General features: G+C 64.1%; 18 protein-coding genes. 13 read left to right on the forward strand and 5 right to left on the reverse strand.

What is annotated here, in order from left to right:
* Window positions 1-175: 175 nt before the first annotated feature.
* Window positions 176-1,336 (forward strand): cation:proton antiporter, encoded by a 1,161-nt coding sequence (locus AOC05_RS14385; protein ID WP_062009829.1) that lies wholly within the window; start codon window positions 176-178, stop codon window positions 1,334-1,336.
* Window positions 1,337-1,615: 279 nt separating this feature from the next.
* On the opposite strand, the gene AOC05_RS14390 is transcribed toward AOC05_RS14385, so the two are convergent.
* Entirely contained in the window at window positions 1,616-3,343 is a 1,728-nt protein-coding gene (locus AOC05_RS14390; RefSeq protein WP_062007821.1) for a DEAD/DEAH box helicase, read from the reverse strand.
* A gap of 369 nt (window positions 3,344-3,712) precedes the next feature.
* Between AOC05_RS14390 and trmB the strand changes: the two genes are divergently transcribed.
* The 7 genes from trmB to AOC05_RS14425 all read left to right on the forward strand — a co-directional run bounded on the left by trmB (window position 3,713) and on the right by AOC05_RS14425 (window position 16,533).
* Window positions 3,713-4,642, forward strand: coding sequence for a tRNA (guanosine(46)-N7)-methyltransferase TrmB (trmB, locus tag AOC05_RS14395; protein ID WP_062007822.1), 930 nt, complete (start codon window positions 3,713-3,715; stop codon window positions 4,640-4,642).
* 235 nt (window positions 4,643-4,877) lie between these two features.
* Window positions 4,878-8,591, forward strand: coding sequence for a nitrate reductase subunit alpha (locus AOC05_RS14400; protein WP_062007823.1), 3,714 nt, complete (start codon window positions 4,878-4,880; stop codon window positions 8,589-8,591).
* On the forward strand, window positions 8,591-10,297 hold the full coding sequence (gene narH, locus AOC05_RS14405) for a nitrate reductase subunit beta (protein ID WP_062007824.1): 1,707 nt from the start codon (window positions 8,591-8,593) through the stop codon (window positions 10,295-10,297). The genes AOC05_RS14400 and narH overlap by 1 nt, the downstream gene beginning before the upstream one ends.
* Entirely contained in the window at window positions 10,294-10,914 is a 621-nt protein-coding gene (narJ, locus tag AOC05_RS14410) for a nitrate reductase molybdenum cofactor assembly chaperone (RefSeq protein WP_062007825.1), read from the forward strand. The genes narH and narJ overlap by 4 nt, the downstream gene beginning before the upstream one ends.
* Window positions 10,915-10,916: 2 nt before the next feature.
* Entirely contained in the window at window positions 10,917-11,663 is a 747-nt protein-coding gene (gene narI / locus AOC05_RS14415) for a respiratory nitrate reductase subunit gamma (protein ID WP_062007826.1), read from the forward strand.
* A 52-nt stretch (window positions 11,664-11,715) separates the two neighbouring features.
* Window positions 11,716-12,960 carry a nitrate/nitrite transporter gene (locus AOC05_RS14420; protein ID WP_062007827.1) on the forward strand — a complete coding sequence of 415 codons (1,245 nt, stop codon included), beginning with the start codon at window positions 11,716-11,718 and terminating at the stop codon, window positions 12,958-12,960.
* 126 nt (window positions 12,961-13,086) lie between these two features.
* Window positions 13,087-16,533 carry a DEAD/DEAH box helicase gene (locus tag AOC05_RS14425; protein ID WP_062007828.1) on the forward strand — a complete coding sequence of 1,149 codons (3,447 nt, stop codon included), beginning with the start codon at window positions 13,087-13,089 and terminating at the stop codon, window positions 16,531-16,533.
* A gap of 144 nt (window positions 16,534-16,677) precedes the next feature.
* Here the strand turns inward: AOC05_RS14425 and AOC05_RS14430 are convergent, their stop codons facing one another.
* The 4 genes from AOC05_RS14430 to dnaK all read right to left on the reverse strand — a co-directional run bounded on the left by AOC05_RS14430 (window position 16,678) and on the right by dnaK (window position 20,703).
* Complete coding sequence (locus tag AOC05_RS14430; protein ID WP_062007829.1) at window positions 16,678-17,118, reverse strand: heat shock protein transcriptional repressor HspR; 441 nt, start codon at window positions 17,116-17,118, stop codon at window positions 16,678-16,680.
* Between the two features lie 54 nt (window positions 17,119-17,172).
* Window positions 17,173-18,159 carry a DnaJ C-terminal domain-containing protein gene (locus AOC05_RS14435; protein WP_062007830.1) on the reverse strand — a complete coding sequence of 329 codons (987 nt, stop codon included), beginning with the start codon at window positions 18,157-18,159 and terminating at the stop codon, window positions 17,173-17,175.
* Between the two features lie 106 nt (window positions 18,160-18,265).
* Window positions 18,266-18,838 carry a nucleotide exchange factor GrpE gene (locus AOC05_RS14440; RefSeq protein ID WP_062007831.1) on the reverse strand — a complete coding sequence of 191 codons (573 nt, stop codon included), beginning with the start codon at window positions 18,836-18,838 and terminating at the stop codon, window positions 18,266-18,268.
* A gap of 2 nt (window positions 18,839-18,840) precedes the next feature.
* Complete coding sequence (gene dnaK / locus AOC05_RS14445) at window positions 18,841-20,703, reverse strand: molecular chaperone DnaK (RefSeq protein ID WP_062007832.1); 1,863 nt, start codon at window positions 20,701-20,703, stop codon at window positions 18,841-18,843.
* 281 nt (window positions 20,704-20,984) lie between these two features.
* Between dnaK and AOC05_RS14450 the strand changes: the two genes are divergently transcribed.
* The 5 genes from AOC05_RS14450 to pabB all read left to right on the forward strand — a co-directional run bounded on the left by AOC05_RS14450 (window position 20,985) and on the right by pabB (window position 25,712).
* Window positions 20,985-21,809 carry a methyltransferase domain-containing protein gene (locus tag AOC05_RS14450; protein ID WP_062007833.1) on the forward strand — a complete coding sequence of 275 codons (825 nt, stop codon included), beginning with the start codon at window positions 20,985-20,987 and terminating at the stop codon, window positions 21,807-21,809.
* Window positions 21,810-21,964: 155 nt separating this feature from the next.
* The gene (locus tag AOC05_RS20220; protein WP_231687232.1) at window positions 21,965-22,099 is read left to right on the forward strand and encodes a DUF1211 domain-containing protein; all 135 of its coding nucleotides are present in this window, start codon (window positions 21,965-21,967) and stop codon (window positions 22,097-22,099) included.
* 166 nt (window positions 22,100-22,265) lie between these two features.
* The gene (locus AOC05_RS14460) at window positions 22,266-22,886 is read left to right on the forward strand and encodes a LysE family transporter (RefSeq protein WP_062007835.1); all 621 of its coding nucleotides are present in this window, start codon (window positions 22,266-22,268) and stop codon (window positions 22,884-22,886) included.
* A 233-nt stretch (window positions 22,887-23,119) separates the two neighbouring features.
* Window positions 23,120-23,623, forward strand: coding sequence for a low molecular weight protein-tyrosine-phosphatase (locus AOC05_RS14465; protein WP_062007836.1), 504 nt, complete (start codon window positions 23,120-23,122; stop codon window positions 23,621-23,623).
* Window positions 23,616-25,712 (forward strand): aminodeoxychorismate synthase component I, encoded by a 2,097-nt coding sequence (pabB, locus tag AOC05_RS14470; protein ID WP_231687122.1) that lies wholly within the window; start codon window positions 23,616-23,618, stop codon window positions 25,710-25,712. The genes AOC05_RS14465 and pabB overlap by 8 nt, the downstream gene beginning before the upstream one ends.
* Window positions 25,713-25,714 lie beyond the last annotated feature (2 nt).

Consider the following 25,714-nt stretch of genomic DNA (forward strand, 5'->3'; position numbering starts at 1 on the left):
ACCTCGGGTGTCTCACCTCGAGTTCAACCCAAAAGCTGGCGGATTCATCTTTTGGGCCAATATCCGGGCTTTGCACCGTCACCGACGGTCCTGCATGCCTTGGGGAACGGCATCCCAGCATGCAGAATGGGCACATGGAACAACACCGTTCACCAAGGACTGGCCGGAAACAACCGTGACGTTCCCCGTGCTTGCACTTATTTGCGTTGCAGCTCTGCTTGGCCCCTTGCTGGCGCTCCCGCAAAAGTGGCGCCTGCCCGTGGTGATCGGTGAATTACTGGCCGGCCTGCTCATTGGCCGCACCGCCTTGAACCTGGTGGATCCCGCCGAGCCCACCTTTACGTTCTTGGCCGACATGGGGTTTGCGCTCGTCATGTTCGTTGCGGGGACCCATGTACCGGTTCGAAACAAGGCGATCCGCTCCGCCCTGGGCCGCGGGGCACTGGGCCTGATTGCCGTTTCCGTCGTGGCGGCTGCCATCGGCATAGCCCTGGCCAGCGTGTTTGGCGGCGGCCATGCGCCCTTGTACATCGTGTTGCTGGCGTCGTCGTCCGCCGCCTTGGTACTGCCCATTGTGGGCTCGCTGGGACTGGCTGGCCCCAACGTCCTGGCCATGACCGCTCAGGTTGCCCTGGCCGACACCTTGGCTATTATTGCCCTGCCGCTTGCTCTGGATCCCGCCACCGCGGGGACTGCAGCGCTGGGTTCCTTAGCGGTGCTGGCCTGCTCCGGCGTCGTTTTTGTCCTGCTGCGGCAAGGCGAACGGACCGGCCTACGGGACCGCATCCACAAGGTGTCCGAGTCCAGGAAATTTGCCCTTGAGCTGCGCATCCAGCTCATCATCTTGTTTGCCCTGGCCGGACTGGCCGTCTGGAGCCATGTCTCCATCATGCTGGCAGGATTCGTGTTTGGGCTGGTGGTTTCCGCGGCAGGGGAGCCGCGCAGGCTGGCGCGGCAACTGTTCGCGATCACCGAGGGATTCCTCGGTCCGCTGTTTTTCCTGTGGCTAGGCGCCTCCTTGAACCTGCACGAACTTGCAGCCCACCCACCCATGATCTTGCTGGGGCTGGCGCTGGGAGTGGGGGCCATCGCCGCCCACTCCGTCACGCGCTTCTTCGGCCAGCCGCTGCCTCTCGGGGTCCTGTCCGCCTCGCAGCTGGGCGTTCCCGTCGCCGCGGCAACCATTGGTATCCAGGCGAACCTACTGGCTCCGGGGGAACCGTCGGCGCTGGTCCTAGGCGCCCTCGTCACCATTGCCGCCGCCACGGTTGCGGCAGGAAGGTTTGCCGGGACGGCTGCCAAGGCCGGTGCCCTTCCGGCCCCTGACCCCGAGTAGGAAGGATCCGTGCCGAAACAGACGAGCCGAAACGTCGGTTTCGGCACGTTCCGCCTGTCTCGGCGTCGGTACCAGCTTAGAGCACGACGCCGGCACCCAGAAGGGGTGCCGGCGTCGAAGTTCGAGCGGTGGATGGGCCCACGCTTGCCAGGTTCCGGGGAAATCGCGCCAGCGATTTATCCGGTCCCGAACATTGGGCCCACAAAGCGGTGGATGGGCCCACGCTTGCCAGGTTCCGGGGAAATCGCGCCAGCGATTTATCCGGCCGGCAAGTGGGGACTAGCGGCCGCGGCGCTGGTTGGAGGCAGGAGCCGAGGCACGGCGGGGCCCGCCACCGGCACGTGCCGGACGGCCTGCACCGCCACCGTTGGAGTTGAAGCTGCCACCTGAGGTGCCACCGGTGTTGGAGGACCAGACGGCCCCACCCTGGCCGGCCCCGCGTGAAGTGCTGCGCGGGGCGTCGTTGTTGTGCGAGGAACTGCGGGGCGCTGACCCCTGGCCTGCGCGGTTGCCGCGGGCCACGTCGCCGTCGCGAGCCGGGCGACCCTCGCCTGCTGCACGTGCCGGACGGCCCTCACCGGAACGTGCCGGACGGCCTGCACCGCCAAAGCGGGCACCCTGCGGCTGGCCTTCACGGCGCTCCGAGCGGTTCCCCTCGGCGGAGGCGTCACCGGCAACGCGACCGCGCCCACCGCGACCGCCACGTCCACCGACTGTGGGGGCTGCGCCGGACCGGACCGAGCGCTTGCGCTGGGCGTTGGCGCCGTTGGAGGTGCCACCACCCTGTGCCGGCTGCTTCGCTGCGAGCAACGCCGCACGGGTACGCGGGTCAATCTTGTCGGCAACATTGCCCACCATGTTGGCGATGGTCGGTGAGCTGGCGGTGACGCGCTCAAAGTTCACGTCGACACCGGCTGCCTTCATGAGCTTCTTGACGTCGCTCTGCTGCTCGGGAAGCGTCAAGGTGACAACAACGCCGTCGGACCCGGCACGAGCCGTACGCCCTGATCGGTGCAGGTATGCCTTGTGCTCTGTGGGCGGGTCAACGTGGATGACCAGTTCAATGTCGTCAACGTGCACGCCGCGGGCGGCAACGTCGGTGGCAACCAGGACGCGGACGTCGCCGGTGGAGAACTCGGCCAGGTTCCTATCACGTGCGTTCTGTGAAAGGTTTCCGTGGAGGTCGACGGCGGGGATGCCGGCGTCGGTCAGGGTCTTGGCCAGCTTGCGGGCGTGGTGCTTGGTCCGCATGAACAGGATGCGACGCCCGGCCCCGGACGCCAGCTCGACGATAACCTGCTTCTTGATGGTCTGATCGCCAACAACCAGGACGTGGTGCTCCATGGTGGATACCGACGCCGTGGGCTCGTCCACCGAGTGGGTGAGCTGGTTGGAGAGGTAGCGCTGAACAATCTTGTCCACGCCGTTATCCAAGGTGGCGGAGAACAGCATGCGCTGGCCCTGGGTGGGGGTGGTGTCCAGCAGGCGCTTGACCACGGGAAGGAAGCCGAGGTCCGCCATGTGGTCGGCCTCGTCCAGCACGGTGATCTCAACGTTTTCCAGCGACACGATGCGCTGCTTCATGAGGTCTTCGAGGCGGCCCGGGCAGGCGATGACAATGTCAACGCCTGCGCGCAGTGCCTTTTCCTGACGGGCCTGGGAGACGCCGCCGTAAATGACCGTGGTGTTTAAGCCCATGGCCTTGGCCAACGGCTCGATGGTGTTGTTCAGCTGGGTGGCCAGCTCACGGGTGGGTGCCAGCACCAGACCCATGGGGCGGCCGGGCTTGCGGAAGTACGGGGCTTCGCGCTCGGCAAGGCGGGCAACCAGCGGGATGGCGAAGGCAATAGTCTTGCCCGAGCCGGTGCGGCCGCGGCCCAACACATCCCGGCCTGCCAGGGTGTCCGGCAAGGTCTTGATCTGGATGGGGAATGCTTCTTCAATGCCCTGAGCGGCGAGTGAAGCAACGATTTCCTTGGGCGCACCAAGGGCAGCAAAAGTTGTCATGTAAAGAGAGAATCTTTCGTAAGGCGGTTCAACGTCCCACGGGCAGTTTTGACCACGGGTTCGCCGATTCAATGCCAGAGCGTGTCAACCGCGAGTGCTTTCAAAGCAAAACCGTGCGGGACAAGTTGCATGCGTTCATCGACGCAGAATGCGCAAGATGCACATTAAGTAATTCTATCCTAACAGCGGCACGACGCCGGAGCCTCACCTTAGTGCCCTAACTCACCTTCCAGGCGACTTTCTTTATGCGCAGGGCCAACCCCGGCGGGCTGCGCCACTGGCCGAGCTGAGCAACCCGAAGGGTGCCTTGCTGCGCATAATGAAGGGCCCGAGCAGGAATCTACCAAAGCCCCCGGTACGCTTAAAGGAATGAGTGAATTTCCAGCTTCCGAGTCCCCTGCCGCCGCACCAGCCTCTGCCGCCGCACCATCACCGGCGGAGCCGCGCGCCCCGCGCACCGAGGACGGCTCGGCCCGCCCCGTCACCCCAGGGAGCCAGGCCGCGGAGGGCACCTACCGCACCCAGCCGGTGTCCTTCGTGCGCCGCGGCACCCGGTTGCAGGGCCGCCGCCAGCAGGCCTGGAACGAGCACTCCGACACGCTGGCCGTGGATGTCCCCCGCCATATCGCGGACACCTCCGTCCACCCCGACTACGTCTTCGACGCCGAGGCCGAGTTTGGCCGCGTGGCCCCCCTAGTCGTTGAGATCGGCTCCGGGCTGGGCGACGCCGTGGTGCACGCTGCCAAGGAAAACCCGGACAAGGACTTCCTGGCCGTGGAAGTTTACACACCGGGCCTGGCCCAGACCATCCAAAAGATCGTGGCCGCGCAACTAAACAACGTCCGCGTTGTGCAAGCCAACGCCCCCGAGGTCCTCTCCACCATGCTCCCGGCCGGCTCGGTCAGCCAGGTGTGGGTGTTCTTCCCGGACCCGTGGCACAAGACCAAGCACAACAAACGCCGCATGGTCAAGGACACATTCGCCCCCCTCGTCGCCCGCGTCCTGGCACCCGGTGGCGTGTGGCGGCTGGCAACCGACTGGTCCACCTACGCCGAGCAGATTCGCGACGTCGGCGTGGCGTCTGAGGACTTTGTCAACGTGCACGACGGCGAACGCACCGGTGCACAGAGCCCCCTCACCAAGGCGCGGCTCAGCGGCGTGGACTGCGAACAAAGCGACGAGCCGGACATGGTGGGCGGCTGGGCACCCCGCTTTGACGGGCGCATCCTGACCAGCTTTGAGAACAAGGCGCACAAGGCGGGCCGTGTCATCTTCGACCTCACCTTCCGCCGCAACTAGTCCACGCCCAACACCCCAACGCCAGCAAGGTCTTTAGGTGATGCAGCGTTCACCAAAACACGGTAAAAGATGATGCAGCGTTCAGGTGTAGTGCGTCATATTTAACTGCGCCGATGACACATTCCCTGCCACAAACGCCGCAAAGTGGCATTTTTTGGGCAACAATTAGCGCACCTCTTTGTCAGCTAATACACGGACGGTAGAAAACGCCGAAACCACGCCTTAGGGTGGGGCTATGAGTGCTGAAACTATTGCCGCCGGGGTCGATGGACCGGCGTCGGACGCGATGTTGAAATTGGGACGCTTCTTCACCAAATGGGATGAGAGCGAGGATTCCCGTGCCGTCTTTCGGGAGGGCGGCCGCTCCGGGGACATCTTTTATCGAGACCGGTGGAGCCACGACAAGGTGGTGCGCTCCACCCATGGCGTGAACTGCACGGGCTCGTGTTCGTGGAAGATCTACGTCAAGGACGGGATCATCACGTGGGAGTCCCAGCAGACCGACTACCCCTCGGTGGGTCCGGACAGTCCCGAATATGAGCCGCGCGGCTGCCCCCGCGGCGCCGCCTTTTCCTGGTATACCTACTCCCCCACCCGGGTCCGTTTCCCCTACGCCCGCGGCGTGCTCGTGGAAATGTACCGCGAGGCCAAGTCCCGGCTCAACGACCCTGTGCTGGCCTTTGCCGAAGTCACCGGCGACCCGGAGAAGCGCAAGAGGTACCAAAACGCCCGCGGCAAGGGTGGGCTGGTGCGCACCTCATGGGCCGAGGCCATCGAGATTGCCGCCGCCGCCCATGTGAACACCATCAAGACCTACGGCCCGGACCGGGTGGCCGGATTCTCTCCCATCCCCGCCATGTCCATGGTCAGCCACGCGATCGGCACCCGCTTCGTGCAGCTCATCGGCGGGGTCATGACCTCCTTTTACGACTGGTATGCGGACCTCCCCGTCGCCAGCCCCCAGGTGTTTGGCGACCAGACCGACGTCCCCGAGTCCGGCGACTGGTGGGACGCCACCTACCTGATGATGTGGGGCTCCAACGTCCCAGTGACCCGCACCCCCGACGCCCACTGGATGACAGAGGTGCGCTACCGCGGCACGAAGGTCATCGCCATCAGCCCCGACTACGCGGACAACACCAAGTTCGCCGACGAATGGCTGCCCGCCGCTGCCGGCACTGACGCCGCCCTGGCCATGGGCATGGGCCATGTGACGCTCAAGGAGTTCTTTGTGGACCGGAAGGTCCCGTTCTTCCAGGACTATGTGCGCCAGTTCACCGACCTACCATTTTTGATCCGCCTGGAAAAGCGCGACGACGGGACGTACAGCCCCAGCAAGTTCCTCACCGCCTCGTTCGTCCCCGGCCAGGAGGGTGTCGAGGACGCTGCATTCAAGACCATGCTCTTTGACAAGGTCACAGGTCGGGCGATCGTACCCAACGGCACCATGGGACACAGGTATTCCAAGACAGGTGAGGGCAAGTGGAACCTTGACCTCGAGGGCATTGAACCGGTGTTGAGCATGGACGAGGTCTCCACGGAGACCACCGAGATCTTGTTGCCGTGCTTTGAGGACCCCCAGGGTACCGGTTCCATCCTGCGCCGGGGTGTGCCCAGCAAACTTGTGGATGGCCACCTGGTCACCACTGTGTACGACCTGATGCTGGCCCAGTACGGCGTGGGCCGGCCGGGCCTGCCAGGGGACTGGGCCGCGGACTACAACGACGCCTCCACCCCTTACACCCCGGCCTGGCAGGAAGAGGTCACCTCCGTCCCGGCGCAGGCGTGCATCCGGATCGCTCGCGAATTTGCCCGCAACGCCGAGCAGTCCAAGGGCCGCTCCATGATCATCATGGGCGCTGGCATCTGCCAGTGGTTCCACGGCGACACCACGTACCGGGCCATCCTGGCCCTGGTCATGCTGACCGGGTGCATGGGCCGCAACGGTGGCGGCTGGGCCCACTATGTGGGCCAGGAGAAATGCCGCCCCGTCACCGGCTGGGTGTCCCTGGCCAACGCCCTGGACTGGTCGCGCCCGCCCCGGACCATGATCGGAACCGGCTACTGGTACATGCACACCGACCAGTGGCGCCAGGACGGCTACTCCGCCGACGCGCTCAAGTCCCCGCTTTCCACCGGCCACCTGGACGGCATGCACACGGCCGACGCCCTGGCCCAGTCCGTGCGGCTGGGCTGGATGCCGTTCTATCCGCAATTCGACACCAACCCGCTTGATTTGGCCGACGCTGCCATCGCCGCGGTGGCTGCCGGCGAGGCGGTGGATGAGAAGACCTGGGTGGCGCAGTCACTTATGAACCGCACCGTGAACCCGGCCATCGAAGACATTGACGCCCCGGAAAACTGGCCGCGCACGTTGGTGCTGTGGCGTTCAAACCTGTTTGGCTCCTCCGCCAAGGGCAACGAGTACTTCCTGCGGAACCTGCTCGGCACGCACAACAACGTCATGGGGCAGGACAACCACGAATCCCTCAAACCCCAGGACGTGAAATGGCATGAACGGGGCCCGGAAGGGAAACTGGACTTCCTTGCCTCCGCGGACTTCCGCATGACCAGCACCACCTTGCTCTCAGACGTGGTCTTCCCCGCCGCAACCTGGTACGAGAAGCACGATCTGTCATCCACCGACATGCACCCGTTTGTGCACGCCTTCACGCCGGCTATTGACCCGCCCTGGGAGACCAAGACCGACTTTGAGATGTTCACGCTGCTGGCCGAGGAGTTCTCGCGCCAATCGGAAAAGCATCTGGGCACCCGCAAGGACCTGGTCAGCGTCCCGCTGATCCACGACACCGTAGGGCAGATCGCCCAGCCGGGCGGGGTGGTCCGCGACTGGCGTGAGGACGGCATTGACGGGGTGCCGGGGCAGAACATGCCCAACTTCATCGTGGTGGAGCGCGACTATACAGCCATCGCCCACAAGCTCGCCGCCGTCGGACCTCTGGCGGACAAGCTCGGGTTCACCGTCAAGGACGTGAACTACAAACTGGACAAGGCCCTCACCCACCTGGGCAAGGTCAACGGCGTCATGATGGGCGGCACGGCGCACGGGCGCCCGGCCATCGACACGGACGCCAAATTCGCTGAGGCGATCCTCGCCTTCTCCGGCACCACCAACGGCCAACTCGCCGTCAGCGGGTTCAAGGAATTGGAGAAGCGCACCGGTGTCAAGATGGTGGACCTGGCCGAGGGCAGCGAGGAAAAACACATTACCTTCGCCATGACCCAGGCCGGCCCGGTGCCGGTGATCACCTCCCCGGAATGGTCAGGTTCGGAGACCGGCGGGCGGCGCTACGCCCCGTTCACGCAAAATATTGAGCGGCTCAAGCCCTTCCACACACTGACCGGGCGCATGCATTTCTTCCTGGACCACGACTGGATCATCGACATTGGCGAGGCGCTTCCCATCTACCGCCCACCCCTGGACATGCACAAGCTCTTTGGGGAACCCAAGCTGGGCCCGAACGGGGACAAGGAAATTGTGGTGCGCTACCTGACCCCACACTCCAAGTGGTCCATCCACTCCGAGTACCAGGACAACCTGCTCATGCTCTCGCTCTCCCGTGGCGGGCCCACCGTCTGGATGAGCCCCCAGGACGCTGCCTCCATCGAGGTGAAGGACAACGAATGGGTTGAGTGTGTGAATACGAACGGCGTGTTTGTGGGCAGGGCCGTGGTCAGCCACCGCATGCCCGAAGGCGTCGCCTACATTTACCACGCCCAGGAACGCACCATCGACGTGCCCAAGTCCGAGGCCACCGGCCGGCGCGGGGGCATCCACAACTCCGTCACCCGTTTGCTCGTGAAACCCTCTCACCTCATTGGCGGGTACGCGCAGCTGACGTACGCGTTCAACTATCTTGGCCCCACAGGAAACCAGCGAGACAACGTTTCCACCATCCGCCGTCGTTCCCAGGAGGTGCAGTACTAATGCGTGTAATGGCTCAAATGGGCATGGTCATGAACTTGGACAAGTGTATTGGCTGCCACACGTGCTCGGTCACGTGCAAGCAGGCATGGACCAACCGGGCAGGGGTGGAATACGTCTGGTTTAACAACGTGGAGACCCGCCCCGGACAGGGTTACCCTCGCCGCTACGAGGACCAGGAGAAATGGAAGGGCGGCTGGGAGCTGAACAAGCGCGGCCGCCTGAAGCTCAAGGCCGGCGGGCGCGTGAAGAAGCTGTTCGGCCTCTTCGCCACCCCCCTCCAGCCCGAGCTCAAGGACTACTACGAGCCCTGGACCTACGACTACAAGACCCTGATCGACGCACCCCTGGGTGACGACTTTCCGGTGGCCCGCCCCAAGTCCCTGATCACGGGCAAGGACACGAAGATCACGTGGAGCGCCAACTGGGACGACGACTTGGGCGGCACCTCCGAACTGGGCCACCTGGACCCGATCGTGGAGAAGGTGCGCCGCGAGTCCGAGGACAAGATCAAGTTTGAGTTTGAGCAGACGTTCATGTTCTATCTGCCGCGCATTTGCGAGCACTGCCTGAACCCCTCCTGCATGGCCTCCTGCCCCTCCGGCGCCATTTACAAGCGCGTCGAGGACGGGATTGTGCTAGTGGACCAGGACCAGTGCCGAGGCTGGCGCCAGTGCATGACCGGCTGCCCGTACAAGAAGATCTACTTCAACCACAAGACCGGCAAGGCCGAGAAGTGCACCTTCTGCTACCCGCGGATCGAGGTGGGCCTGCCCACCGTGTGTTCGGAGACCTGTGTGGGCCGGCTGCGCTACCTTGGCCTGTTCTTGTACGACGCCGACGCCGTCACCGCCGCAGCGTCGGTCACCGATCCGCAGGACCTTTACCAGGCACAGATGGACGTCCTGCTGGACCCCAACGATCCCGAAGTCATGGCCGAGGCCCGCAAACAAGGAATTGCCGAGGACTGGATTGTGGCGGCCCAAAAGTCGCCCGTGTACGCGCTGACCAAGGTGTACAAGCTGGCCCTGCCGCTGCACCCGGAGTACCGGACCATGCCTATGGTCTGGTACATCCCCCCGCTGTCCCCCGTGGTCGACTTGTTGCGTGAGCAAGGGCACGACGCCGAAAACCAGGACGTGCTCTTTGGCGCCATTGACGCTTTACGCATCCCGGTTGAATACCTGGCCGAACTGTTCACCGCCGGGGACACGGAACTGGTCACCGGGGTGCTACACAAGCTTGCCGCCATGCGCGCCTACATGCGTGATATCTCCTTGGGCAAGGACCCTGACGAGTCCATCCCCGCCTCTGTGGGCATGGACGGCGCCACCATGTATGAGATGTACCGGCTCATGGCGATCGCCAAGTATGACGAACGCTATGTGATCCCCAAAGCCCACGCCGAGCAGGCGCACGACCTGGAGGAAATGGGCTGTTCCCTGGACTTCGACGGCGGACCCGGCATGGGCGCCATGGGCAACTCCCCCTTTGGGGAGGCCAGCGGACGGCCCGTCCCCGTGGCCGTGGAGACGTTCAACGCGCTCAAGGACCGCCAGACCTCCGATTCGGTGGCCGGCGCCGACACACTCCGCGGACGGGTGAACCTGCTGAACTGGGACGGCAACGGGGCACCGGCCGGACTGTTCCCGCAGCACCACGCCACGGCGGCCGGCGTTGACACCGCCGAAGGAGGGTCGGGGGCATGAGCCGCCGGACCCAGGTGATGTACCTGGCCGCCGGGTGGTGCTTGTCCTACCCCGACGCCGAACTGGTGGCCCGGGTACCGATGATCCGTGCCGCGCTCTCCGAGTTCCCCAAGACGCTCCCACCCTTCGCCGCAGTGCTCCACTACCTGGAAACCACGCCTTTATTGGAGGCCCAGGGCCAGTATGTGCGCGAATTTGACTTGGGAAAGCGTCACGCCCTGCACCTGTCCTACTGGACCGACGGGGACACGCGCCGCCGCGGGGAGGTGTTGGGCGCCTTTAAGAACGTGTACCGCGGCAGCGGCGCCTTGGTGGACACCCACGGTGAACTTCCGGACTACCTGCCCATGGTGCTGGAGTATGCTGCCACGGTTGATTTGGCCCGCGGACAGGAACTCCTGCAGCAATACCGGCCCAGCCTGGAACTGATCAAGTTTGGGCTGCAACGGGACAACCTGGTGCACAGCGACATTGTGGCGGCCCTGTGCACCACCTTGCCGGGCGCCTCTCCTGCCGATGAACAAGCTGTCATGCGGATGGCCGGCTACGGCCCGCCCACCGAATCCGTGGGGCTTGACCCGTACGATCCTCGGTTGTTGCCCTTGAAAGGAGCATGAGCATGGACATCTTATTGTGGGGCGTGCTGCCCTACGTCATGGTGGTGGTCCTGGTGGGCGGCTCCATCTGGCGCTACAAGTACGACCAGTTCGGGTGGACAACCAGGTCCTCTCAGCTGTATGAGTCCAGGCTGCTGCGGATCGGTTCGCCCCTGTTTCACTTTGGCCTGCTCGCGGTGATTGCCGGGCACTTCTTTGGTTTGGTGATTCCCAAGTCCTGGACCGAGGCGGTGGGTATGACCGAAAGCCTCTACCACTTCAACGCGCTTTTTGTGGGCACCATCGCCGGGGTGGGGACACTGGCCGGCATCGCCTTGCTGATCTACCGTCGCCGCAAGACCGGGCCGGTGTTCATGGCAACCACCAAGAACGACAAACTCATGTACGTGGTGTTGCTGGCCGCCATCCTCTTTGGCCTGTGGACCACGCTGGCCAGCGTGTTCTTCGACGAACACGGGGTGACGTACCGCGACACCGTCTCGCCCTGGTTCCGCTCACTGTTCATCTTCCAACCGGACGTTGCCGCCATGGCCGCTGCGCCGACGTCATTCCACATCCACACGCTGGTGGGGATGCTGCTGTTCACGATCTGGCCGTTCACCCGGCTGGTGCACGCTTTCACGGCCCCCCTGCACTACCTGTTCCGCCCATACATCGTGTACCGCTCACGGGACAAAGGGGCCAGCGTCGCACCACGCGACGGCTGGTCCGACGTGGGCACGCGCGACCGCGACACCACCAAACGCTAGACCCAACGTTCCAGGCCCCGCGCATTCCCGCGCCAGTCCTACAGGAGAGACCATGGCACAAAACAAATCCGCAGTTGCACCGGCGCCGCCGCCCCTGAAGGGCCAGGCGTTGAACCTAACCCTGGCCACCGTGGCGTCGGTCGTGGGGTTCTGGGCCTGGAACGTGGTTGCCACGCTCAGCACGCACTACGCAACCACCATGCACCTCAGTGCCGGGACCATGGGCATCCTGGTGGCCATGCCCATCTTCGTCGGCTCGCTGGGACGGATCGTGGTCGGTGCCATGACGGACAGGCACGGCGGCCGGGCACTGTTCACCTTCGTGCTGGTCGCCACCATTCCCCCCGTCTTGCTCGTGGCGTTGGGAGGGTCCCTGAACTCCTTTGCCCTGGTCCTGGCGGCCGGCTTCCTGCTGGGTGTGGCTGGCACGGTGTTTGCCGTTGGCATCCCGTTCGTCAGCGCCTGGTACCCGCCCTCGCGGCGCGGCTTTGCCACCGGCGTCTTTGGTGCCGGAATGGGCGGGACTGCGCTGGCCGCGTTCCTTAACCCGCGGATGGTCAAATCGATCGGCTACGTGCCAACCCACCTGATCATTGCCGGGGTGCTGGCCGTCATGGCGGTGCTGGTGTGGACCTTCATGAAGAACGCCCCGGACTGGAAGCCCAGCACCGAGCCGGTGGTGCCCAAACTACTGGAGGCTTCCAAGCTCGCAGTCACCTGGAAGATGTGTTTTTTGTACGCCGTGGTGTTTGGCGGCTTTGTCTCCTTCGCCACCTACCTGCCCACATACTTGCGGGACGTGTACGCGTTCGACCCGTCGTCGGCAGGTGCCCGAACCGCAGGCTTTGCTATTGCCGCGGTGATTGCCCGGCCCATCGGTGGGGTCCTGGCGGACAAGATCGGCTCCAAACCCGTTGTTCTGGTCTCCTTGGCCGGCGTCGCCGTTTTGGGCTGGCTCGTGGCCCTGGAACCGGCGGCAGACGTCCAGGCGGGCCCCATCTTTGTGGCCATGGCCGCAGCCCTGGGCCTGGGCACCGGCGGCGTGTTTGCGTGGGTGGGCGCCCTGGCCCCGGACGGGAAAGTGGGCATCGTCAGCGGCATTGTCAGCGCCGCGGGAGGCCTGGGCGGCTACTTCCCGCCCCTCATCATGGGCATGACCTACAACCCCAATGCTGAAAACTATAAGTACGCCATCGGGCTCTCGCTTCTGGTGGCCACGGCCCTTGCGGCCCTGCTGTTCACCTTGTTCTTCGTGAAAACCCCGGTGGCGGAGAGGAAAGTTGCGGTCACTCAATAAGCCATACCGCATCAAATTCAGTGTTGCTGACTGCCCGAGGTGAAACTGGCCACCAATCCCGCCTAAGATTGCTTAGATGTGGTTCACCGTCTTGGGTCCGCACAAATCCGTAAGGAAGCAAGCTCTGTGACGTATTCCTCTGCCGGTTCGCAACTGCTGACGCGGATCGCCGAGTTCACCGATAATTCCATTGCTGCCGGCTGTGCCTATGCCGATGAAGGCAGGGTGAGCGAGATTACACTGGAGCCTGCCACCGGCCTGCTCTCCGGAAAAGTTATGGGCACCACCCTTTACCGTTCAACGGCCAAGCTGGTTCGTGAGCACGACGGCGTGGTGGCATGCAGGGTGGGTATCTGCAACTGTCCTGTCCGCCAGAATTGCAAGCACGTGGTGGCGCTCATCGCTGGCGCCGAAGCCGATTCGAACTTCCAGGACTACTTTGTTCCAGAGGAAGCCCCCGTGGAACCCACCTTCCTGGAGACCTTACTTGCCAACGCCAAGGGCGCCAAGGCAAACAAGCCGGCCCCCGGTAAGGCTGAAAGCTCAACGGAACAGGAGCAGGCCCCCAGTTGGGAGGCCTCGCTGAGCGAATTACTGCCAGCCGCCGCGGCAATCCCCGACGCCGACGCCCCCGCCCTCGGCCTGCAATTTGAATTGCAGGTTCCACCGCCGCGCTTTTCCTACCGCGGCAAGGGCGGCAAGGTGCCCTCGGCACCGATCCTGAACGTGCGCCCCGTCGTGATGGGAACCCGCGGCAAATGGGTCAAAACAGGCATTAGCTGGAACACTCTGGGCTACCTCAGCTACGGTCGCCAGCACGATCCGGCCCAGTTGGAATGGCTCAGCGAATTCCTCACCTCCCACAGCCCGCGACAATACAGCCACAGCAGCGCCGCGTCCTGGTTGGCTGTCAATGACTTTGCCGGACGCAACCTCTGGCAGCTGCTCGCCGACGCCCACAAGTACGGTGTGGCTCTGGTGCAGTCAAGCAGCGGCGATCCCGTGCGGGTCTCCACCGACGACGCCAACGTGCAACTTGACGTTTCCCGGTCCGAATCCGGTGGCCTGGAAGTCGGCTCGCTTATCGAATCGGGGGGCGTTCCCGTCACGGAAGCTGTTGTGGGCATCATTGGAACGCCTGCCCATGGCCTGTTTTTCAGCGATCTGCCCGACACCACAGCAAACGTGGGAAGCGGCACGTCCGGGCGCAATGCCGTGGTTCGTGGAACCATCACCTTGGCTCCGTTGGCTGCGAACACGCCCACGCAGCTGCTGGACTTTGCCCTGCGCAAGGAAACCGTCCACGTGCCTGCGGAGGGCGAGGAGAAGTTCCTCACCCAGTTTTACCCGCAGCTGAAGCAGACTGCGCCGGTGGTTTCCGCCGACCATTCCGTGGAGCTGCCTGCGTATGTTGAGCCCACCCTGTCGCTGCTGGCCGCATACGGCGACGACCACACCATGCGCCTGCACTGGGAATGGCATTACCCGGTGGGCAACCGCATCAATTCGCGCCCGTTGTGGCCCGAACTGGGCGAATCCGCTGTCCGTGACGTCGCCGCCGAGGAGCGGATCGTGGCCAGTGTGGGCCAGCCATGGGAGGAAGTTGCCTCCATGGGTGTGGCAGCCAACAGTGCGTGGGGCGAGCCGCGCCTCGCCGGTTCCGCCGCCTTGACCGGGCTGGACACCATGACGTTTAGCGAGAGCGTGCTGCCACGCCTGCGCGAGCTGCCCGGCGTCTCCGTGGAGACCAGCGGCGACCCGGCGAACTATCGCGAGGTCACCGAGGCACCGATCGTGTCGATCTCCACGCACGCCACCGACGAGCGCGACTGGTTTGACCTGGGCATCGTCATCACCGTGGAGGGGCAGTTCGTCTCTTTCTCGGCCGTCTTCTCGGCGCTGGCCGCCGGAAATTCGCGGATGCTGCTGCCCAGCGGTGCCTATTTCTCCCTTGACCGCCCCGAACTGCACCAGCTGCGGGAGCTCATTGACGAGGCGCGCGGGCTCAATGACAATAAGGATGGCGCGCTGCGGATCAGCCGCTTCCAGGCTGGCTTGTGGGACGAACTGGCCCAGCTTGGCATTGTCGATGAACAGGCGGAGGCGTGGCGGAAGGCCGTGTCAGGGCTGCTCGACGGCGGCCCCACGGACCCGCTTCCCACCCCGGCAACGCTGAACGCCACCTTACGCCCCTACCAGTTGGATGGTTTCAACTGGTTGCATTTCCTGCACACCTACGGCATGGGCGGGGTTTTGGCCGATGACATGGGCCTAGGTAAAACCGTGCAGACACTGGCGCTGATCTGTCAGGTCAAGGCCGACGGCGAGAACGACAAACCCTTCCTGGTGGTGGCGCCGACCTCGGTGGTGGGCAACTGGGCCAGTGAAAGCGAGAAGTTTGCGCCGGGATTGAAGGTTGTTACAGTCTCCGAAACTTTTGCCAAGAGCGGGCTGGATTCGGCCGCATTCTTTGCAGGGGCGGACATTGTCATCACCTCTTACGCCCTGTTCCGGATCGACTTCGCCGAATACGGGATGCAACCGTTTACCGGGTTGATCCTGGATGAGGCGCAGTTCGTCAAGAACCACCAGTCCAAGGCGTACCAGTGTGCCCGCAAGTTGAACGCCCCGTTCAAGCTGGCCGTGACGGGAACGCCCATGGAAAACAACTTGATGGAGCTGTGGACGCTGCTGTCCATCGTGGCCCCCGGGCTGTTTCCCAGCCCGAAGCGGTTTGCCGAGATTTACCAGCGGCCCATTGAAAAGAACGGCAACAACGAGCTGCTGACCAGGCTGCGGGCCCGGGTGAAGCCGCTGATGTTGCGCCGCACCAAGGAACAAGTCATCAAGGATCTGCCCGCCAAGCAGGAACAGATTTTGGAGGTGGAGCTGAACCCGCGCCACCAAAAGATCTACCAGACGCATTTGCAGCGTGAGCGTGCCAAGATTCTGGGGCTTCTTGAGGATGTGAACAAGAACCGGTTCACCATATTCCAGTCGCTGACACTGCTGCGCCAGCTCAGCCTTGACGTGTCCCTCGTCGATGACACGCACGCAGGGGTGCGCTCCTCCAAGCTGGATGTGTTGTTTGAACAGCTCGAGGATGTGGTCAAGGAGGGCCACCGGGCTTTGATCTTCAGTCAGTTCACGGGCTTCCTGGGCAAGGTGCGTGACCGCCTCACCGCCGAGGGCATCGACTTCACCTACCTTGACGGGGCCACCCGGAACCGTGCCGCCGTCGTCGAGGAATTCAAGACGGGCACGGCACCGCTGTTCCTGATCAGCCTCAAGGCCGGTGGCTTTGGGCTGAACCTGACCGAGGCCGACTACGTGTTCATCCTGGACCCGTGGTGGAACCCGGCATCCGAGGCGCAGGCCGTGGACCGTACGCACCGCATCGGGCAGAAGAAGAACGTGATGGTCTACCGGCTCGTCGCCAAGGACACCATTGAGGAGAAAGTCATGGCGCTCAAGGCCAAGAAGTCCCAGCTGTTCTCCGACGTGATGAGCGGGGATTCACTGGCTGGAGGGGCGCTGACGGCCACCGATTTGGCTGGCCTGTTCCGCGACTAGCTTTCCGCATCCGCGGTGCAGCGCCATTTCTGTTTCTCCGCCGAAAACGGGGCCAACTCGCAAGAACGGGGTATCTTCACCCCGTTCTTGCGAGTTGGCCCCGTTTTCGCCCGTGGCAGTGCGAGTTGGCCCCGTTTTCGCCCGTCAGCGCTGCGGTCGCCAAATCACGACGGCCTGGCTGCGCGGGCGGGGGCGTTGGCCGCGGGCCAGGGCCACAATGTCATCGCCCGTCAGGCCCGCGGCAAACACGCGGCTGCTTGGACGGGGTGGGCGTGAGTGCATCTCTGCCGTGGCCGCCTGGAGCTGTTCGCTGAGCTCTGCAACTTTGGCTTGCAGCACGTCGACCTGGTTTTCCAACTGCATGATGCGCCGGATACCCTCGAGGGAAACACCCAATTGTGAGAGCCTTTGCACCTCACGGAGCATGTTAACGTCGTGCTGGGAATAGCGCCTGGCCCGGCCGGGAGCACGGTTGGGCATGACGATGCCCAGACGGTCATATTGTCGCAGCGTCTGCGGGTGCATGCCCGCCAACTGTGCCGCCACGGAAATCACAAAGATGGGTGCGTACGGGTCAACAATCATTGCGGTTTCCTTTCTTGCAGCAACCTTTCGAGCAGAGGGTGGGGCGGGTGGGGATTAGAGCTTGGCTTTCTCCGCCAACGCTGCACGGGGATCGGCGTCGGCGGTGGCTGCGGCGAAGGCGCGCACTGCATCCTGCGCTTCCTTGCTCAGCTTCTGCGGAACAACAACGTCAATGGTGACCAGCAGGTCGCCGGTGGCCTTAGACGTTTTCACGCCGGCTCCCTTGACCCGCAGGGTGCGCCCCGACGGCGTGCCGGCCGGGACGCGCACTTTGACGCTCTCCCCTGTCAGTGTGGGGACACTGATATCCGCGCCCAGGGCAGCCTCGGGGAACGTGACGGGCACGTGGATGCGGATGTTGTTGCCGTCGCGGACAAAGAAGTCGTGCGGTTTGACGTTGACGCTGACCACCAGGTCGCCGGGGCCTGCAGAACCGGCCTGGCCCTTGCCCTTGACCCGAACCTTTTGACCATCCTTGATGCCTGCCGGAATGCGCACGTCAATGACGTCGCCATTGGGTTCGCGCAGGCCAATCTTGGTGCCGTTGATAGATCCAGCAAAAGAGATGGAGGTCGACGCCGTCCTGTCCGCACCCTTGGTAGGCCGGGGCTGGTAGCCGCCAAAGCCGCCACCACCGCCACCACCAAAGAGGTCCGCAAATTCTGGCGGCAACCCTTGGCCATTGAAGCCCTGTGATCCGCCGCGGGACCCGCCTCGGCCACCGCCAAAGAGGTCGCCAAACACGTCCTCAAAGCCGGCGCTGCCGCCAGTGGCGCCCGAACCGCCAGCGCTGAATCGGGCACCGCCGCCCATGGCGCGGATGGCGTCGTATTGTTCGCGGTCTTCCTTGCTTGAGAGCACTGAATACGCTTCGGAGACGTCCTTGAAAGTCTTTTCCGAAGCAGCGGAACCGGCGTTGGTGTCCGGGTGGTGCTTGCGGGCCAGCTTCCGGTAGGCCTTCTTGATGTCGGCCTCCGACGCATCCTTGGATACACCGAGAATCTTGTAGAAGTCCTTTTCTGCCCAGTCTTGACTTGCCAAGACGCCTCCTTTCTAAAATTTGTGGGGGGAATGCTGTTGGGCCCACGCGCCCGAGGGTCCCGGGCTGAATCCGCGCCAGCGGATTCAGCCCGGGACTGCGTGGGGCTTACTCTGGAACTGCCACGATCACCTGTGCAGCGCGCAGGATTCGATCACCGGACTTGTAACCGTTGCGCAGCACCTGACTGACCGTGTCGAGATCCACATCCGCCGACGGCTGCTGAATGAGCGCCTCGTGCACGGTCGGGTCGAAGGGAACACCGGTGGCGTCGATCTTCTTCAGGCCGTACGTTCCCAGCGCTGTTTCCAGCTTGATGGCGATGGCCGCAAACGGTCCGTCAACAATATCGCCATGGGCGCGCCCGGCATCAATGTCGTCAAGGACCGGGAGCAGCGAGTTCAGCACGCCGATGACGGCCATCTGGCCGGCAACTGCCCGGTCGCGTTCAACACGCTTACGGTAGTTTACGTACTCGGCTTGCAAGCGAAGAAGGTCGTTCTTCAGCTCCGCTGCATCCTCAGCGCCGACGCCCTGGGCGACGGCATCCTCGGCCGGAACCTCAACACCGTTGAGAATGTCCTCGGCCTGGGAAAGTGCGTCGCCTTCGGGGGATTCGACGGGGGTCCCGTCAGGCTCGACCACCGGCTCGCCCTCTTCGGGGTTCACTGATTCAGACATGGCTACTTCTTTTCGTCTTCGTCGATGATCTCGGCGTCAACAATGTCCTCGTCGGCGGCACCTTCGGATGCGGCGTCTTCGGTGGCGCCGCCGTCGGCCGGGGCACCTTCAGCAGCGGACGCGGCGTAGATGGCCTCGCCCAGCGTGGACTGTGACGCCTGCAGCTTCTCAAACGCGGTCTTGACAGCAGCGTCGTCGTCGCCGGCCAGGGCCGTCTTGAGCGCGGTGACGTCTTCCTTGACCGGGTTCTTGACGTCCTCGGTCAGCTTGTCGTCGTTGTCGGCCAGGACCTTGTCCACCGAGTAGTGCAGCTGCTCTGCGGAGTTACGCAGATCGGCTGCCTCGCGGCGGGCCTTGTCCTCAGCGGCGTGCTCCTCGGCGTCCTGGACCATGCGCTCGATGTCTTCCTTGGAGAGCGAGGAGCCACCGGTGATGGTCATGGACTGCTCGACGCCGGTGCCCTTGTCCTTCGCGGAGACGTGCACGATGCCGTTGGCGTCAATGTCGAAAGTGACCTCAACCTGCGGGACGCCGCGCGGGGCCGGAGCGATACCGGTCAGCTCGAACGTGCCCAGCGGCTTGTTGTCGCGGGTGAACTGGCGCTCGCCCTGGAAGACCTGGATGGCCACGGAGGGCTGGTTGTCATCCGCGGTCGTGAAGGTCTCGGAACGCTTGGTCGGAATGGCCGTGTTGCGCTCGATCAAGTTGGTCATGACACCGCCCTTGGTTTCGATGCCCAGTGACAGCGGGGTGACGTCGATGAGCAGCACGTCCTTGCGCTCACCCTTCAGGACACCGGCCTGCAGTGCGGCACCAACGGCCACCACCTCATCCGGGTTGACGCCCTTGTTGGGCTCCTTGCCGCCAGCCAGTTCCTTGACCAGTTCGACGACGGCGGGCATGCGGGTGGAGCCACCCACGAGCACGATGTGGTCGATGTCCGAAACCTTGATGCCGGCTTCCTTGATGACGTCGTTGAACGGCTTCTTGGTGCGCTCGAGCAGGTCCTTGGTCAGTTCCTGGAGCTTCGCGCGGGTCAGCTGCTCGTCCAGGTGAACCGGGCCGTCGGGGGTGACAGAGAGGTACTGGAGGGAAACGCTGGTGCTGGAGGCCGAGGAGAGTTCCTTCTTAGCCTGCTCAGCGGCTTCCTTCAGGCGCTGCAGGGCGATCTTGTCCTTGGACAGGTCGATGCCCTTGATCTTGAGCTGGTTCAGCAAGTAGTCCACAATGCGCTGGTCCCAGTCGTCGCCGCCGAGGCGGTTGTCGCCGTAGGTGGCGCGGACCTGGATGGTGGAGAAGTCGTCTTCGTCCTTGCCAACTTCCAGCAAGGAGACGTCAAACGTTCCGCCGCCGAGGTCGAAGACCAGGATGAGCTCGTCTTCCTTGCCCTTCTCCAAGCCGTAGGCAAGGGCCGCAGCGGTGGGCTCGTTGACAATGCGCAGCACGTTAAGACCAGCGATTTCGCCGGCTTCCTTGGTGGCCTGGCGCTCGGCGTCGTTGAAGTAGGCCGGCACGGTGACAACCGCGTCCGTGACCTTCTCACCTAGGTAGGCTTCGGCGTCGTTCTTGAGCTTCATCAAGATGCGGGCGGAAATTTCCTGCGCCGTGTACTTCTTGCCGTCAATGTCCACGGCCCAGTCGGTGCCCATGTGGCGCTTGACGGAGGCGATGGTGCGGTCGATGTTGTTGACGGCCTGACGCTTGGCGATTTCGCCGACCAGAACTTCGCCACTCTTGGAAAACGCAACGACGGACGGCGTGGTGCGGCCGCCTTCAGCGTTGGCGATCACGGTGGGCTCGCCACCTTCGAGGACAGATACAACAGAGTTGGTGGTTCCGAGGTCAATACCTACGGCACGTGACATAAGTGGTTCCTTTCATCAGCCGCTGCGAACAAGGCCGCCGAGGTGGCGGGGTCGCTCAATCAGCGGTATTGAGCGTTCTGCACTCAACTCTACTCAGTCTCGCTTTCATGTCAAATGAAGTTGAGCGTATATGGCTCAACTTTCGCTTTGGGCATACAAGTACGACGCCGGATGGGCTGTTTTGTGTCGCGACTCTCCTCCGTGACAGCTTGGCTTGGCAGGTTTGTCCGCCTGGTGGCGAGTTCTGGCCCGTTGACAAGTTCCGGCGTACGCTCCCTTGTATGAGCGAGCAATCCAGCCAGGACCAGGGCGATGTCTACACGCACGGCCACCACGAAAGTGTGCTGAAGTCGCACACGTCCCGGACGGCGGAAAACTCGGCCGCCTATCTGATTCCGCACCTCACACATGGGCTGCGGGTGCTCGATGTGGGGTCCGGACCCGGCACCATCACAGCCGATTTCGCCCGCCTGGTGGCCCCCGGGGAAGTGCTGGGCCTGGACCGGTCCCCCGAGGTTGTCGCGACCGCCACGGCTTGGGCCGCCACCCAACACCTGGCCAATCTCAGCTTCGACACGGGAGACGTCTACAGCCTGGACTTCCCCGAGAACTCCTTCGACGTGGTCCACGCCCACCAGGTCCTGCAACACCTCACCGACCCGGTGCAGGCCCTGCGCGAGATGCGCCGGGTGGCGAAACCGGGCGGGATCGTGGCCGTGCGCGATGCCGATTTCCACGGCATGTTCTGGTACCCGCAACTGCCCGAGCTGGATGAATGGATGGCCCTATACCAAGAAGTTTCCCGCCACAACCAGGCCGAACCCGACGCCGGGCGGCGCTTGGTGCACTGGGCGCAAGCTGCCGGACTGGGCGAGGTGACGCCGTCGTCCGCCAACTGGTTGTACGCGACACCGCGGGAAAGGACTTGGCTCGCGGAGGTCTGGGCCGAGCGAGTCACCCATTCTGCATTGGCGGAACAGGCCGTGGCCTACGGGCTCGCCGACACGGCAACCCTGGAAAGGATCGCGGCGGGCTGGCGGGCCTGGGGCGCCGCGGCGGATGGCTGGTTCGTGATGCCCAACGGGGAGATCATCGCGCGGGTCTAGATCGGCCCGGACGCTAAGGAGTCCGCATGGAGAAGAACCGGTTCGAGGCCTTCAATGACGAGGTCATGGCGCTCGAGTTCAAGACCCCGGGGACCGCGGATTAGGCAGGGCTGAACAGTCTCGTCCCGTGACTGCTTTGCTATCTGCTGAGCTTCATTTACGTCGGCCTCTACTGGAACAACCACCGCCACATGATCAAGCTGGCCACTGATGTGAGCGGTGGAATCCTCTGGGCCGCAGTTCCAAGGAGCGCATCTCACCTTTCATCTACGCGGCGGGCTGCGCCCTGACCTTCCTCTCACCCTTGCTGGGGCTGGCCGCGTATGCGGCTGTGGCGGCCAGCTGGCTCGTCCCGGACCGGCGGCTGGAGCGGGCCCTGCCGGATGCCTCAGGATTGGACCCGTCCGACACGGGAACAGCTCACGTGTCGGGCCTCGCGAGCCGTAAGCTGGGCGAGTGGAATTTTCTCTGTGGCTCGCCCTCGTCGGCGCGGGCGCCATGATCAGCCTGACCCCTGGCGCTGGCGCCATCAATACGATGTCCAACGCACTCACTTCCGGTTTCAGGCGTTCCTTCTGGGGCATCCTGGGCCAGCAGCTGGCGCTGGTCATCCATGTCATCATCGTTGCGGCCGGGGTGGGCATCCTGGTCTCCAGCTCACCGTTCTTGTTCCACTTGATCCGCTACGCCGGCGCCGCCTACCTGGTGTATTTGGGCATCCGGAAGCTGCTGGCCAAGGCCGAGAAGGCCGACGACGGAGACGCACCACCGGTGGTGGAGTCCGGTTTCTCGATGTTTCGGCGCGGGCTGTGGGTGAACCTGCTCAACCCCAAGGCCATCGTGTTCTTCCTGGCCTTCATGCCACAGTTCATCCGACCCAACGAGCCGTTGCTGCCGCAGTATGTGATCCTCACGGCCACCGTGGTGGTCATCGACATCATCGTGATGTGGTTCATCTTCGCGGCCGGCGCCAAGCAGCTCAAACACCTAACCACCAGCGAACGCGGCCAGCTCACCTTGAATCGGATCTTTGGCAGCTTGTTCGTCGGCGTGGGCGTCCTCTTGGCGGTGGTCTAATCACCAGGGAAGCAGCACAGAAAATGCCCTGCGAACCCTTGCCTACATGATTCGACTCGGCCGTTTGCGGGGAAAGATTCGCAGTCCGCTTGGACGGATATTCGTCGCGGCGTTCCTCATAGCTGCAAGCGTTGCCGCGTTCTGCATTGCCGTTGCCGGGTCCACCGCCGCTTAAGCCCTTCGAACCGTAGTGGCGAGCCATTCCCTCGGCCCGGCCTCGATAGACTGTTTCAATGAGTAATCCTTACCGGATCATCACCGTCTGCACCGGCAACATCTGCCGCTCCCCCATGGCCGAATTCATGCTGTCCGCAGCGGCAAAGGCGGCCGGTTTGGACATCGAGGTTGATTCGGCCGGGACTACGGCGTGGGAGCTCGGCAACCCGATGGACCCGCGCGCCGTACATGTCCTGGACCGGCATGGCATCCGCACCACGGCGCACTCGGCCCGCCAGTTTAAGCCCGTCTTCTTTGCCGAGCGCGATCTGATCCTGGCCCTGGACACCGACCACTTTGACTTCCTCCGGACCTTGGCGCCATCCCCGGAGGCCGCCGCCAAGGTGCGCATGCTCCGATCCTTTGACCCTGCCGCGTCCACCGCCAGCCCGCAGGAACAAGGCATCTACGATCCTTGGTACGGCGACGAACAAGACTTCCAGGCCAGCTGGGAACTCATTTCAGCCGCAATTCCCGGTGTCCTGGCCCATGCCACAGCCCACGGCACCCCCCGTGGCTGATCCCGGCCCCACCACGCACCCGGTGATCATCGCCATCGACGGCCGCTCCGGGGCCGGCAAAACCACGCTCGCCCTGGAGCTGGCAACCCTGCTGCGCCGCCACCGCACCGTTTCACTGTTCCACCTAGAGGACATCTACCCGGGCTGGGACGGGCTTGACGCCGGCGTGCAACGCTACGTTTCCACCGTTTTGGACCCCCTGCACCGGGACCTGCCCGCCGCGTGGACCGCCTGGGACTGGGAGTCCAACAAGGACGGCGCCGCCTGCACCACCCCCACGGCCGAGGTCGTGCTGGTGGAAGGGGTCGGCGCCTCTCATGCCAGCGCCCTGCCCTTTGTGGATGTCGTAATTTGGGTTCAGGCGCCCGTGCAGCAACGCAAGCAGCGGGCGCTTGAACGCGATGGCGAAACCTACGTGCCCTTTTGGGACCGTTGGGCCGCCCAGGAGGAGCTGCTCTTCGCAGGCTGGGACGCCGCCGCTGCCGCCGACATTGTGGTGGACGGCTGCGAGAGTGTGGCTGCCGCACCGGAAAGGGTGCTCTCGGCACTGACCGAACTGCCCGCACTGGAATCGCTGCTGGCCCCAGAACGGGCTCGGCGCCGCGGGCTGGAATTCTCCGCCGAACGCGTCGGCGCCTACCCACAGGGCCCCGAACTGTTCGCGGCCCTGTATGGGCGGTCGCCGGACGCCGTGTGGCTGGACAGCTCCATCGCCGACACCCTCGACGGGGCATCGCGCTCCTTCCCGCCGGGCCGTTCCCGGTTTTCCATCATGGCCGACGGCGCCGGCTCCTTTGGCCGGACCGCCAGCCATAAAGGTGGGCTGACCACGGTCCGGGCAGGTGCGGTCCTCTCGCGGATCCGCACCCCGTTCTTTCGGTGGCTGGAAACCGCGTGGGGCCGCAAGGCGGTGCGTGCCCCCGCACACTACCCGGCCGAGTTCACGCTCGGTTGGCTCGGTTACCTCGGCTACGAGCTCGCGGCTGAAACCGGCGGCGCCAACGAGCTCGCGGACACCGCCGGCCCCCCCACGGCAGCGCTGCTGTTCGCGGGGCGGGCGGTGGTTTTTGACCACCAGGAAAAGTGCCTGTTCCTGCTGACACTGACCGAGGCAGCCAACCAGGACACCCATGAAGAAGCAGCGTACTGGATTCAAGAGGTGCTTGACGCCCTCACCTCGCTGCCGCGCCTGTTGGCCCCTTCATTGCCGGCGGCGCCTATCTTCACCCTGCACGACACCGAGGCCCGCTACAAGGACATGATTGCAGCGTCCCTGCACCAGATCCACGAAGGGAATTCCTACGAAGTCTGCCTGACCACCCAATTGAGCGCGAAATCGGCGGCAACGGTGGATGCGTGGGAGAGCTACCGGGCGTTGCGCCATAAAAGCCCTGCCCCCTTTGCTGCATTCTTGCGCTTTGGCCCGCTCAGCGTGTGCAGCACCTCGCCCGAACGGTTCCTGCGCATCGATTCGGCCGGCCGGATGCGTGCCGAACCCATCAAGGGCACCCGGCGCCGCGACGCCGACCCGGCCGTTGATGCAGCGCTCGAAGCGGACCTGGCATCCTCCCCCAAGGACCGGGCCGAGAACGTGATGATCGTTGACCTGCTCCGCAACGACCTTTCCCACTTTGCCCTGCCGGGGACCCTGACAGTCCCGCGGCTGTGCGCCGTCGAAAGTTACGCCACCGTCCACCAGCTGGTCAGCACCGTTGAGGCCCAGCTGGCGCCGGGCAGTTCACGGGCGCAGGCAGTGGCCGCCGCATTCCCGGCCGGATCCATGACCGGTGCCCCCAAAATCAGCACCATGGCCATCATCGACGCCCTGGAGGCCGGGCCCCGCGGGATCTACTCCGGCGCCATCGGCTACTTCTCATTGAATGCCGCCCTGGATTTGTCCGTCACCATCCGCACCCTGGTCCTGTACAACGCCGACGACGACGGCACCCGCCTTTCGCTGGGCGTTGGCGGCGCCATCACCGCCGACTCCGACGCCGAGGCCGAGTGGCAGGAGATCCAGGCCAAGGCCTACGGCGTGCTTTCAACCCTGGGGTCGGCGTTCCCAAACGATGGAGAGCAGGCGATGTAGAT

It is taken from the genome of Arthrobacter alpinus (genome assembly GCF_001294625.1).
Taxonomy (GTDB): domain Bacteria; phylum Actinomycetota; class Actinomycetes; order Actinomycetales; family Micrococcaceae; genus Specibacter; species Specibacter alpinus_A.